Source organism: Hanstruepera ponticola (assembly GCF_002940745.1).
Lineage (GTDB): Bacteria > Bacteroidota > Bacteroidia > Flavobacteriales > Flavobacteriaceae > Hanstruepera > Hanstruepera ponticola.
Genome location: NZ_POTB01000001.1, coordinates 2,200,286 through 2,214,611, shown reverse-complemented (window position 1 = coordinate 2,214,611; position 14,326 = coordinate 2,200,286). Strand labels below are relative to the sequence as shown.

The window sequence follows — 14,326 nt, the reverse complement described above, 5'->3', positions numbered from 1 at the left end:
TTATTTTAGTTTAATTTTTATTTCTATTTCTTTTGAAGTATTCCAAGTTACTGGAATAGAAAGCGTATTATTTGATTGCCAATTAACAGAAACCTTTTTTCCGTTCACTTTGACAGTTGTTGGCTTCCAATCAATATTATGAACAATTACGTTTATGTTTTTTGTATTTGTTTGATAGTTATTACCTGTTTCGGCTTCAAAATCTACCTCTAACCATTTACCTTCAATTTCAGATTCGAAATCTAATAATTCATACATACCTTTTTGGAAGGCATTTTTGGTTAAACCGTCATCATTGTAGAAGGTTCTTTCACTTTTATCTATTGAATTATGATAGTAGTAATGTAAATCAAAACTGTCTAAATTGTAATTATCTGTGCTTTGAACCAATTCAGCCAATGGAATAAAGGCGCCAGCTCTGACAAATGTAGGTATTGTAGAAATGGATGTTGAAACCATTTTACTTTGTCCACCTGAAACGTTTTCATCTGTATAAAAATCAAACCACATATTATCTTTTGGAAAATACACTTCTTTTTCTGTGATTTCAGGATTTACAATTGGTGTCACTAAAAAATCATTTCCCCATAAATAGGTTGAAGCATTCACTAACTGTTCATTATTATTTGGTTCTTCAAAAAACAATGGACGCATTAACGGTTTTCCTGTTTGGTTATTTTCAAAAGCCAATGTATAATTATAAGGTAATAGCCTATAGCGTAACTCAATAGCTTGTTTAGCAAGTTGCTTGGTTTTTTCCTCTCTAAAAACTGGTTCTGCTGGGACTTCTTCTTGAGCATGTGGACGGTAAATAGGCTGGAACACACCATATTGTAACCAACGAGTATATAATTCGTCGTCTAAATTTGCACCGGCAAAGCCCCCAAGATCACTATGCATATAAGCCAAACCTTGCATGCTCATTTGTAAAGCAATTTCGGTTTGACTTTGCAATCCGCCCCAAGTTCTGTTAACATCTCCAGACCATGGAATGAGTCCAAAGCGTTGTGAGCCAGAAGAGCCTGAACGCATTAAAATAAAAGGTCTTTGATTAGGAAAATCTTTTTTGTAGCCTTCATAAACCAATCTTGCCCAATCGTGACCATACGTGTTATGAACCTCATCGGCACTTCCAGTTGCATGTTGAACCCAAGTAGGATGTACTTCGGGCTCTCCTAAATCTCCCCAAATACCTTTTACTCCCATTTCAGCGAGACTTTTATAGATGTTCCAAAACCAAGTTCTACCTTTCGGATTATAAACATCAACAATTCCTGTATTCCCAAAATAAAAGTCATATCGAGCTGGACTTCCAATGGAATCCTTTGCTAAAACATTTTTTGCTACCGCATCGTCCCATCGTTTGGAAGTAGTTAAAATAAAAGGTTCTGTTACCAAAACTGTTTTCACGCCTTTATCACTTAATCCTTTTATCATTTGCTTTGGGTAAGGGAATGAATCTCTATAGAACTCTAAATTTCCCATGTGACCTTGAATGTCTTTGCCAAACCAGTAAATGTCCATAATTACCGCGTCTACTGGAATGTCTTCTTCTTTAAATTTGTCAATAGTTTCTTCAACTTCTTGTTGCGAATGGTAACCAAAACGGCTTGAAAAATTACCAAAAGCCCAACGCGGTGGTAAAGGCTGTTTTCCTGTTAAATTGGTGTAATTATCTATTAAATCCAACCAAGAGTCTCCAGCAATTACCTGATAGGTCTTTCTCCCTGAAATAGTTTCGTAAGTTAGCGTGTTGTCTTTCTTACTGTCTAAATCTAAATAGCCAATTGGTGCATTATCAAAATGTAGCATGTATTGGTTAGAAGATATCACAATTGGCATGGTGTAATTCATCAACTCACTTTCGGTTTCGTAACCGTAGTGCGCTTTGTTGTAGAGTTGTAATCTATGTCCGCGTCTATTCATTCCCAAAGCTCTGGCTCCGCCACCAAATAGAATTTCATCTTCGGTTAAGGCAAAATCAATATTTTCGTGAGTATCTGTTCTATAGTAGCCATTTTTTTCTTCGGTGAGTTTTTTGCCTTTATACCAATAGGAAATATTGAGTGGATTTTTCTGAACTACTAAAGTCAAATCATCCATTTTAAAAACCACTTGTGATTCACTTTCGGTGAAATCTACATTCGAAAATGTTTTATCTAAAACAACGGCATGTGAATTAGAATTGTATTTTTCGCCTTCAGGTATAAATGAGGTTTCAATAATTTCAGGTGAATAAAATTTAGAGAGATATTTTCCATTAGAAACTTTAATTTCCAACTGATTATTGTTTATTTCTGCTTTAATAAACTTCCTTTCCTGAACAGCTTCTGGGAATAACCAAAGTATAGTTTCTTCAAAGCTTTCTCTCCATAATTTTTCATTATGCTCACCTTCAGGAATTACTGTTGAATACATGTTTTTTGATGGAACACCTTGACTTTTTAAAACCTCAACAACCGAATTCATATCTCTGACGGTCTGGTTTATTTCATTGAAATCTGTGTTACCACCTTCTTTGCCACCTGCCAAAAAGTATAGTTTTGAATCTTGAAGCTTTTCTTTAGTTTTTGCAAAACTTATAGACTCTTGTGAAAACCAAAAAGATGGTGAGTAGATACCTGCCTTACCAAACACATCTGGATACTCCAATGCTGCGTAGTATGATATAAGTCCACCCATAGAACTTCCAATGATGGCTGTGTTTTCTTTGTCTGAACGTGTTCTAAAATTACTGTCTATGTAAGGTTTTAATGTATTGACAATAAATTCCATATAATGATCTCCTTCTCCACCACCATACTTCGAATTCTTCCAAGGTGAATATTCGTCCAATCGTTTATTACCACCATTATCAATTCCGACAACAATTAGTTCTACCTGCTTTTCTTTAAATAATCTGTTTAGCGTTTCATCTACTTCCCATTCATCTGAATAAGCAGTACTACTATCAAATAAATTTTGTCCATCGTGCATATAAATTACAGGAAAAGACTTGTTAGAGGTTTTATAATTGGGTGGTAAATACACCCAAATTTTGCGTTCTCTATCTAATTGAGGAATTTTAAAGTCTTCGGATAATATCTTAACATTTTCTTGAGCAGTTGAAGAAACAACAGAGTCCCTTGGTCCCCAATTCAATATGGTTATATAGACTGTTTCAGGTTTCTCTTGACACGTATAGTTTCTATTATCAATTTTGTCTCCATTTACATCTAATTCTTCTGTTTCCCAAGAACCCAATGTAAATTTAAATAGGACATTACATGCTTTTTCTTTTGGTAACGTTATAGAATATTGATTGTCTGATTTTGAGAGTTTATAATCATCACTTCCACCTGTCCAACCTTCAAAACTTCCAGAAATGTAAATGTCTTTATTAAAATCATGCGCTTCAGGAAGCTCATTAATCACAAAAGTGACTTGTGCATTTACACAATAGGCTAATAGAAAAAGTATGATTACAAGTTTGTTTCTCATTTAGTAGATAATAGTATTACTCCTTTTTTATTAAATGTGATGGCGTCGTTCCAAATAAAATTTTCACCTGTTACAATATTCTTCATTGTTTTACCATCAAGACCTATTTCCGTATAACGTTTTAAATCGATAGTTATAGGTTCTTCGTTTTTATTTAAAATTAAAACAACGGTTTCTCCTTCAATTATTCTGAATAAAAAGTATGTCCCCAAAAATGGTGCAAAGTGCACTGTTTTACCATCATGAATAGCTTTGCTGTTTTTTCTGTAATTAAGCACAGTTTTTAAGAAAGCTTGCATATCTTTTTGTTCTTCTGACAAACCTTCTCCAGTAAATGCATTTATGGCATCTCCTTGCCAACCTCCAGGAAAATCTGTTCTAATTAAGCCATGATCACCAGGTTTATCGAAATCATCCATCAAAATTTCTGTCCCGTAATAAATTTGTGGAGTTCTTGGTAAGGTAAGAATAGTCGCCAAAGCCATTTTGGTGTTTTTTACATCGCCATTTAGTTGTGTGAAAACGCGACTCATATCGTGATTGTCTGGAAAGAGCATGATATCTTTTGGAGAAGCATAAGCAAAATCGTTTGCCAAGCCTTCATAAATTTTCACTAATCCTTTATCCCAAGATTCATTATCATTCAAGGCATCTACTATATTTTTTTGCATGGCAAAATCCATTGTAGATTTTAAATTAGAATCATATCCGTCTTTATTATGAGCACCTTCTTGCCAGTAACCAATGAGCAAAGGGTTGTAACTCCACTCTTCACCAACAATATTAAAATTTGGGTACTCATTCATTATAGCTCCAGCCCAATCGCTCATAAAATCTTTATCAGGGTACGGATACGTATCTTGACGAATACCTCCTAAATCTGCCGTTTCAATCCACCAAATACTATTTTGAATAAGGTATTTTGCCATAAACGGATTTCGTTGGTTTAAATCTGGCATGGCAGCTACAAACCAGCCTTCATTATTCCCTCTCCTATCATATTCGGAAGCATAACTATCTTGATTTGTTGTACGTCTGTGGTTAGAACCTATATTGGTTTCCCAATTCCAATTATCTATATTTTCTTCGTAGTTTTTTTGATTATTTACCCAATCTTCAAATGGTAAATCTTTCATCCACCAATGTTCCAAACCACAATGATTTGCAACTTGATCCATGATGAGTTTTATGCCATTTTCATTTGCTTTTTTTGAAAGGGTTAGGTAATCTTCCATGGTACCAAAACGTGGATCAATTTCGTAGAAATTAGTCATAGCATATCCATGATAGGAAGCTTCATACATATCATTAGTAAGTAACGGACATGGCCAAATAGCCGTAAAACCTAACTCTGAAATATAATCGAGATTATTAGTGATACCTTGTATATCGCCACCATGTCTGGCATAATCATCAGATCTGTCAATAACTTTTTCATTTAAATTATCAAACGCATCATTTTCGGGATTGGCATTGGCAAAACGATCTGGAGTAATTAAATAAATAGCATCCGAACTGTTAAAACCTATATAATCTTCAGGTTTTTTCTCCCTACTTTTTAACTGGTAAGTATGCTTCTTTTCATCACCATTGTCTAACTTAAAAACTATATCAAAATTCCCTGATTTAGTAGATTCTGAAATACTTAAATCTATAAATAGGTAGTTCGGACTTTTAGCCTTGTGTACTTTTTCTATTGTAATTCCTTGATATGAAATTTCAGGTGTAGTTTTTCCAATGTTATCATGATGGACTAACAATTGAAGCGCCTGATCTTTCATACCAATCCACCAATTTGGTGGTTCAACACGGTTTAAAGATTTACCAGAAACTTCAATAGGATTTGATGTTTCTTTATTTGTTGAATCATCTTTGCCATTATTATTGCACGATAGTAAAATACAAAAACAAAGTACCCAAAGCAGTTTATAAGCGTGATTCATACTATTAAATTTATACCTTAACCAAATTGTTTGGTGAAATAGTTATTAGCTTATCATGGACTAAAATATTTAAATCCGAATTCCCCTCAATTTCAAAATATGTTTCATTTTGACAGACATTCACTTTTACTATTTGATTTCTAAAGTTTATTTTAAACGAATAGGCTTTCCATTGTTTGGGGATTTTTGGCTCAAATGACAAGGTGTTATCCTTTACTCGCATGCCGCCAAAACCTTCAACAATGCTCATCCATGTTCCTGCCATTGAGGTAATGTGTAAACCTTCTTCTACTTCATGATTATAATCGTCTAAATCCAATCGTGAGGTTCGTAAATAAAATGTATAAGCCTGATCCATGCGATCTAATTTAGCAGCTTGTATGCTATGTACACAAGGAGACAACGAACTTTCATGAACTGTAAACGGTTCGTAAAAGTCGAAATGTTTTTCTAATTCTTCGACACTAAAATGGTCTTCAAAAAAATAAAACCCCTGAAGTACATCGGCTTGTTTAATGTATGGTGAACGTAATATACGGTCCCATGACCATTTCTGATTAATTGGTCTTTGAGAAGGATCTAAATCTGAAACCGTAATTAATTCTTTATCTAAAAATCCATCTTGTTGCAGATAAACCTTGTATTGTTCAGAATATGGAAAGTACATGTTATTAGACACGTTTTTCCATTCCTTAATTTCGGCTTTTGATAACTGAGTCTTGTTCATTATACGCGTGTAATCATTGGCAAATTCAGATTCTATTTTCTGAATATTCTCCAAGGTATATTCAATGCACCACTTCGCTATATAATTGGTGTACCAGTTGTTATTAACGTTGTTTTCATATTCATTGGGTCCGGTCACACCCAAAATAACATATTGATTCTTATCCTTTGAAAAATTTGCACGTTGATACCAAAACCTTGCAATTCCAATTAATACTTCTAATCCTTTTTCCGGGATATAACTGTAGTCATTTGTGTAGCGGTAATAATTATATATAGCAAAAGCAATTGCACCATTTCTATGGATTTCTTCAAATGTAATTTCCCATTCATTATGACATTCCTCTCCATTCATAGTAACCATAGGATATAATGCCGCACCATTTTTAAAACCAAGTTTCTGAGCATTTTCAATGGCTTTTTCTAGATGATTATATCGGTATTCCAATAAGGCTCTTGCAACTTTCTGATCTTTTGTAGCCATATAAAATGGAATACAATACGCTTCAGTATCCCAGTAGGTGCTTCCACCATATTTCTCACCAGTAAAACCTTTTGGACCGATATTTAACCGAGAATCCTTTCCGAGATAGGTTTGATTGAGTTGAAAAATATTAAATCGGATTGCTTGTTGTGCTTTTATATCGCCTTCAATTGAAATATCTGCTAAATTCCAGATGTTCTGCCATGCTTGTTTTTGATTTTCAAGCATTTCATCAAACCCTAAATTTGTTGCCTTTGCCAATACAGACTTTGCAGCGTAAATAAGTTGATCTTTATCATGATTTCTATCCACTGTATAGCCACCAAACTTATGGATGCTGTAAGTCTCCCCTTGTTTAACGTCGTGCTCATAACTAAACAACGCGCTATTGGCGTCTGCTTTAATAAAAGGTTCAATAATAATAGGCTTATTATTGATAAACAATTTCGATTCCATGAAAGTACATGTATTAAAATGTGTTTTCATGGTTTTGGCATTAATAAAAGCTTGATGATTTTGATGGCTTACATTTTGGGTATCCCAGAATTTATCTTCCCAATTCGTGTCTTCATTATGAATATCAGAATCTATATAAGGTTGGTATGTTATTTTGGCATCGCCATTAACTAATGTCACTTGATAATTAATGGCTCCAATCTCATCCAATTCTAAACTCAAGAAACGTTTACTTTCAACCTTTACAATAAGGCCATTTTTTAGGGTAGTTGTAAAACTTCTAGATAGCCAACCTTCCTTCATATTGAGCTCACGCTTAAAATCTTGAACATTTTCACAGGAAAACAAATCGAGGTTTTCACCATTAATCTTAACGTTTATTCCTATCCAACTAGGTGCATTAAGTACTTTCGCAAAATATTCTGGATAACCATTTTTCCACCATCCCACTCGAGTTTTATCTGGATAATATACCCCTGCAATATAACTTCCTTGAAATGTTGCTCCAGAATAATGCTCTTCAAAATTAGCACGCTGACCCATAGCACCATTACCAATGCTAAAGATGCTTTCTGAAGCTTTTACATGGTCTGGATTGAAACCTTCTTCAATAATAGACCACTCATCTGGTTTTATATACTCTAAATTCATTCTATTTAATATTCTAAAAATGTTTTCATATTCAATTGAAAACAATTACTTCTTTATTATTTATTTTTTATCAGCTTATTTAAAAAACTGTTTTCTAACTCTGTAAAATCTTTGAAAACATAATCGGCTTGGTTTAAAACATCTTTTTCGCCAACTCCAATACTTATCATATTGGCCGCATTAGCCGCTTGAATTCCAGCTACAGAATCTTCAAAAACGATACAGTCAACCGGACTAATATTTAATGCTTTTGCAGCTTTTAAAAACACTTCTGGGTTAGGCTTTCCTTTTATAACATCATTACCATCGACGATAGCCTCAAAACTGTTATATAAATTTACTTTTTTAAGAATTGTTCGCGCATTTTTACTAGCTGATCCTAATGAAATACCTTGGTTGGCATCAATTAAAAAGTTTAACACACGTGAAACATCTGGAAGAATTTCATTTTCATCCATTTCATTAATGTAGCTTAAATAATCGTTATTTTTTAAAGCCATCAGCTTCATAAATTCGTCTTCTGAAATGGACTTATTTCCCCATTCTAGGATTTTTTCAAGTGATTTTACTCGGCTAACACCTTTTAATTGTTCATTTTCGGCTTCAGTAAAATCAACATCAATGCTTTTAGCCAATTTTTGCCATGCTAAAAAATGATATTTTGCGGTATCAACTATAACACCATCTAAATCAAATATGAATCCTTTTTTATTCATTTTTATATATCTTCTGCCTGATAGGTAATGGCATTTTTATTTGTAATTAACAGATTGCATAATCCTGCAATAATTAAACTTATTCCCGCGACTGTCATGGCATTAATGGACTCTTCACCTAATAAACCAGACACATAATTAATACCACCCAATGCTGCTATAATTTGAGGAATAACAATAAACATGTTGAATATTCCCATGATAACTCCCATTTTTTTTGGGTCAACAGAACTGGAAAGCATGGCGTATGGCATAGAGAGAATACTTCCCCACGCAAAACCTATTAATACAAAGCAATATTTTAAATGTTCAGGTGAGGTGTAGTACATAAGTAAGAACCCTAAACCACCGAGCATTAAAGAAAACATGTGAACGAGTTTTCGGTTAATACGTCTTTTTGATGTATAAAACGTAAGTAACAAAGCAAAAGCCATTGAAGATAATCCATAAACGCCCATAGCGGAACCTACAGCATTTGAGGATTCTTGAAAAGCGGTATTCGCAATATTGAAAGCATCTGCTTGTGCGGAAATTGTCATATCATATGAAGACTCAATAGGAGCCGGTGTTTTAAACACATGTTCAGTAAGCGCAGGATTTGCCAAACTCCACATAGTAAAAAATGCAAACCATGAAAAAAACTGAATAACTCCCAATTTCTTCATAGTCAAAGGCATATTTCCAATATTATTTAATATATCTGGAATGAATTGATTTTTTTTAGCCTTTTCCTTCTCAAATTCTTCCATATCCTCTGGCGGATATTCAGTAGTGGTGAAAATAGTGTATAAAATACTAGCTAAAAACACAAAAGCACCTATGGCAAATGCAACCTTAACAGACATGGGCACAACCCCAGAATCGGCCGAATTACTTACACCCAGTTGTGACACCATCCATGGTAAGTTACTGGCAACCCAAGTACCTATTCCGATTATTAAAGTTTGAACAACAAAACCATAAGAACGTTGTGATTGTGGCAGCTTATCGGCCACCAAGGCCCTAAAAGGCTCCATTGAAATATTTATAGACGCATCTAAAATCCACAAAAAACCTGCAGCTACCCATAAGGCTGGGGAGTGCGGAACAAAAAATAAGGCTAGGGAACTTAAAATGGCTCCAATTAAAAAATAAGGTCGTCGCCTTCCTAGTTTAGGGTGCCAAGTTCTATCACTCAAATAACCAATGACTGGTTGCACTAATAGACCTGTAAGTGGAGCTGCGATCCATAATAATGGAATTGCATCTTTCTCTGCGCCTAGTGTTTGAAAAATTCGAGACATAAAGCCTCCTTGCAATGCAAAACCGAACTGAATTCCTAGAAAACCGAAACTCATGTTCCAAATTTCCCAAAAACCGAGGGTACGCTTTTTCATAATAGTATAATTAAATTAATACTATTTTGACAAGCCATTTACTTATCAAAACTTATTGTGAGAAGTGAAAATATAAGTTTTGATTCGGCTGTAAATATATAAAAGATTTTAAATATGCCGCGTTAAATTTTATTTTGTTGATTCTCGCTCAATCAATTCGGTTTCAATTACAACTGTTTGATAATGCTCTTCCTCTTCTTCATGTTCAAGCTTGTGAATCAATAATTCTGCTGCCTTTTCACCAATTTCTTGTCCGTGTTGACTTACAGTTGTCAAACTTGGTGTAGCATGTTTAGACAACACACCATCCGTAAAACCAATAACTTGAATATCATCAGGTATCTTCTTATTTTGCTTTCTGGCAACTTTCATAGCAGTAATAGCATACAACTCATTGACAGCAAAAATACCATCCATTTTTTTATTAGTTTGAAAAAGTTGCTCTATTTCTCGTTCTAAAATATCCAAATAATCTTCAGAAACCAATTTATCATCTACTTTTAAAATTAAGCTAGCTTCTGGATGAATTTTATTTTCATCCAATGCCTCTAAATAACCTTGGGTTCTCAATTTACCAACACTTACATAGTCTTTTGTAGTTATAATAGCTATGGTTTTACAACCATTTTCTACAAGCTTATTTACTGCTTTTTTAGCTCCTTGAACGTCATCCACAATAACTTTATCACATTGTATGTCGTTTATAACGCGATCAAACATAACAATAGGCATACCTTGGCTGATGGTTTCGCTAAAATGATGATAATCTTGTTGCTGTAATGTTTGTTTAGCAATAGAGAGTATAAACCCATCAATACTGCCATTGGCAAGCATTTCCATGTTAATGACCTCTTTATCAAAAGACTCATTAGACAATCCAACAATAACATTATAACCACGCTTATTGGCTACCAATTCTATACCGCTAATCACTTTAGAAAAGAAATGATGTACAATTTCAGGTATGATTATCCCAATGGTTTTTGTTTTTCTATTCTTTAAGCTTAATGCTATATTGTTAGGTCGGTAATTGTAAAGTTTAGCAAAAGCCTGAACCTTCTCCCTTGTATCTTCACTAATTTCTTTACTATTTCTCAAGGCTTTAGAAACAGTGGAAATAGACACATCTAATTCACGAGCAATTTGTTTGAGGGTAATCTTTCTTTTCATAGTTCAATTTATTCAATAAATATAAGTCAAATTAGCGTTTTGCAGTACTTTTCTGCTTCAAATAATGAATTTCTTAAAAAGTTGTTAACACGAAAACGTTTTCGCTGCGAATATCGCAATCTCACAGCTTTTTTTTACATAATATTTACATAGATTTAACATCGAGAAGTGGAAATATAACGAATATAATTAAGACTAATTCAAAAGCTTTATATGAAAACAACAATTAATAGCGTGCTGTTTTTGCTATTTATTTTACCAACTTTTATGTTTGGTCAAAATTTGGTAACAGGAACAGTAACCGAACAATCTTCTTCATTGCCTTTACCTGGAGTAAATGTCATAATAAAGGGTACTACAACTGGTACTGCAACAGATTTTGACGGCAACTATCAAATACAAGCAAGTAACGGAGATGTATTAGTATTTTCCTATATAGGATATATTACCAAAGAAATCACCTATAATGGTGAAGCAAATCTTGACATTGCACTAGACGAAGATGCCGCTCAACTGGACGAGGTGGTTGTTATTGGTTACGGTAGTATCAAAAAGGAAGATGCAACAGGTTCCGTATCATTAGTAACCGACGACGATTTTAACAAAGGTAACATTGTATCAACTGACCAGTTAATCAATGGTAAAGTGGCAGGAGTTAGAATCACGAATGCTGGAGGGCAACCAGATGCTGCTCCAAATATCCGAATTAGAGGAGGGTCATCATTAAGTGGAAATAACGATCCGCTTATCGTTATAGATGGTGTGCCGTTATCAAATATTAATCCAGCTGGTGTGAGCAACCCTTTATCTTTAGTTAACCCTAACGATGTAGAGAGTTTCTCTATTTTAAAGGATGCATCAGCCACAGCTATTTATGGTTCTAGAGCCTCCAATGGTGTGATAATCATTACTACAAAGAAAGGAACTTCTGGCGAACCGCAATTTAATTTCTCGACTGATGTTTCTGTTAATAGTGCTGGTGAAGGTTTGGATATGATGGATAGCGATACTTATGTAAGATTTATTCAAGAATACCACCCAGATTTAGTTGATAAATTAGGTGTCCCAATTGGTTCCGTCCAAACTAGTGAATCCATATCACAAATAATTAACACGCCAGGCGGACCTCGTGCCATTTATGATACTGATTGGAGAGATAATGTTTTAAGGACAGCATTTACATCAAATACAAACTTTAATGCGAGAGCCAATTTATTTGGGAAATTACCTTTTAGAGGTTCTATTGGATATACAAACGCAGAAGGCGTAGTAAAGACCGATGATTATGAGCGTGTAACCGCTGCGATTAATTTATCACCAAGATTTTTAGATGATAATTTAAAAGTGACTTTAAATGCCAAAGCTACTTATGCCGATAAAAATTCGGTAGATGCTGGTGGTGCTTTAGGTGGTTCTTTGACATTTGACCCTACAAAACCGGTTTACAATAATGCATCTGATAATCGTTTTGGCGGTTATTACTTTAATACTAACGTTGATGGAAACCGTTTAATCCTTGATGGTCAATGGAACCCATTGGCCCTTTTAGAACAGCGTGAACGTCCTGAACGTACAACACGTTTTCTTGGGAATTTAGAACTAGATTATTCTTTTGATTTTCTACCTGGATTACGAGCAGTTGTTAATTTAGGATTAGACGCGTCTCAATCAACTATTAAGGAGCGTTATTTTGATAATGCTGCTGCAACTTACAGATTTGATAGTTCAGATTCTGATATTAATACAAATTATGTATTTAATCCTGGTATTCACTATCAAGAACATCAACATCTTACCAATACAACTTTAGATGCTTTTGTTCAATACACAAAATCATATGACGACAAGTTTGTAAGTAAATTTGATGTTCAAGCTGGGTATTCCTATCAAAACTTCAAAAATGACGGCAATAAAGATCTATATGATTATGACAATGATACTGGTTTGCGTTTCGAAACATTTAATCAAAGTAACCCAAACAATCGTTATTACAATGTCATGAATTTACAATCGTTCTTTGGAAGAGCCAATGTGGATCTTTTAGATAGGTATCTGTTTACATTTTCATTAAGGGCAGACGCTTCATCTCTTTTTGTAGCCGATGATGTTTGGGATGCAGATGCTTGGGGCTTTTTCCCAGCAGCTGCCTTTGCTTGGAAAGTGACTAGTGAAGATTTTATGGAAAATCTGAATTTTGTTAACGATTTAAAAATTAGAGTTGGCTGGGGTAGAACAGGTCAACAAGATATTTCATATGCAGTTGGATACTATCCAACAACTCCGTTGTTTACTGCAGGTGGGAATAATAGCCAGTACCTACCAGGAGCAGGTCTCTATTCTGCATTGCCTTTCAATCCAGATCTAACTTGGGAAAAAACGACCACCTACAATTTAGGAGTTGATTTTAGTTTCTTTAAAAACAATCTTATTGCGGGTTCATTTGATATATACAAACGATTTACTGAAGATTTGTTAGCACAAGTAAATGTTCCACCTGGTCAAGGGTTTTCAGATACTTTTATAAAAAATGTTGGTGAAATAGAAGGTAAAGGTTTTGAATTAAACCTAATACTGAATGCTGTTCAAACTGATGATTTTTCCGTATCTTTAAATGGTAACTTGAGTTATGTATATAATGAAATTACTGATATCGGTGGTCAAGCAGATATTAACAGAGGCGGTAGTTTAAGAGGCACAGGTGCCTTTTTATTAAGTGATGTTGTTGGTCAACAAGCTCAAAGCGCATCTGTATTTAAGCAAATGTATGATAGCAATGGTAATCCTATTCCTGGTGCTTTTGCTGATTTAAACGGTGATAATGTCATTAATGATGATGATAGGTACCATGTACAAATAGCGCCTAACTGGACATATGGATTTGGTTTAAATTTTGCTTATAAAAATTGGGATTTCTCCTCTGGGTTTATAGGGCAAGTTGGTGGAAATCTCTACAACTTTAATAAAATGAATTTTGGGTTTACTGAATCTGTCGTTCCAGCAAATAACAATAGTATTACTAATGCATTGAATTTTTACAACGGAGCAGCAGACCCAGCATTCGAGAATGTGAATGGAAATATCCAATTTTCAGATTATTATTTAGAGGATGCCACATTCTTGAGATGCAATAACCTTGTATTGGGTTACACTTTTAATGATATGATAAAGAATGGTAATGTCAGAATGTATGGCGCTGTAACAAACCCATTTACCATCACTGACTATGATGGTATGGATCCTCAAAATTTTGGAGGCATCGATCGTGATTTCTATCCAAGACCTACCACCTTTACATTAGGTGTTAATTTTGACTTTTAAAAAATA

The 14,326-nt window shown here is 34.3% G+C and carries 7 protein-coding genes; 1 reads left to right on the top strand and 6 read right to left on the bottom strand.

Features of this window, described 5'->3' with window-relative positions; genetic code table 11:
* The 6 genes from C1S72_RS10015 to C1S72_RS09990 all read right to left on the bottom strand — a co-directional run bounded on the left by C1S72_RS10015 (position 1) and on the right by C1S72_RS09990 (position 11,002).
* Positions 1 to 3,480: a TIM-barrel domain-containing protein gene (locus tag C1S72_RS10015; RefSeq protein ID WP_104735462.1), complete on the bottom strand. Its 3,480-nt coding sequence runs from the start codon at positions 3,478 to 3,480 to the stop codon at positions 1 to 3.
* Positions 3,477 to 5,423: a glycoside hydrolase family 13 protein gene (locus C1S72_RS10010; protein WP_104735461.1), complete on the bottom strand. Its 1,947-nt coding sequence runs from the start codon at positions 5,421 to 5,423 to the stop codon at positions 3,477 to 3,479. Before C1S72_RS10010 ends, C1S72_RS10015 begins: the two co-directional genes overlap by 4 nt.
* A gap of 10 nt (positions 5,424 to 5,433) precedes the next feature.
* Positions 5,434 to 7,740 carry a glycoside hydrolase family 65 protein gene (locus C1S72_RS10005; RefSeq protein ID WP_104735460.1) on the bottom strand — a complete coding sequence of 769 codons (2,307 nt, stop codon included), beginning with the start codon at positions 7,738 to 7,740 and terminating at the stop codon, positions 5,434 to 5,436.
* A gap of 56 nt (positions 7,741 to 7,796) precedes the next feature.
* A complete protein-coding gene (pgmB, locus tag C1S72_RS10000) occupies positions 7,797 to 8,456 on the bottom strand; it encodes a beta-phosphoglucomutase (protein WP_104735459.1) in 660 nt (219 codons plus the stop codon).
* A gap of 2 nt (positions 8,457 to 8,458) precedes the next feature.
* Positions 8,459 to 9,832, bottom strand: coding sequence for an MFS transporter (locus C1S72_RS09995; protein ID WP_104735458.1), 1,374 nt, complete (start codon positions 9,830 to 9,832; stop codon positions 8,459 to 8,461).
* A 129-nt stretch (positions 9,833 to 9,961) separates the two neighbouring features.
* On the bottom strand, positions 9,962 to 11,002 hold the full coding sequence (locus C1S72_RS09990) for a LacI family DNA-binding transcriptional regulator (protein WP_104735457.1): 1,041 nt from the start codon (positions 11,000 to 11,002) through the stop codon (positions 9,962 to 9,964).
* A gap of 213 nt (positions 11,003 to 11,215) precedes the next feature.
* Here C1S72_RS09990 and C1S72_RS09985 point away from each other — a divergent pair, with 213 nt between their 5' ends.
* The gene (locus C1S72_RS09985; protein ID WP_104735456.1) at positions 11,216 to 14,320 is read left to right on the top strand and encodes a SusC/RagA family TonB-linked outer membrane protein; all 3,105 of its coding nucleotides are present in this window, start codon (positions 11,216 to 11,218) and stop codon (positions 14,318 to 14,320) included.
* Positions 14,321 to 14,326: the final 6 nt, after the last annotated feature.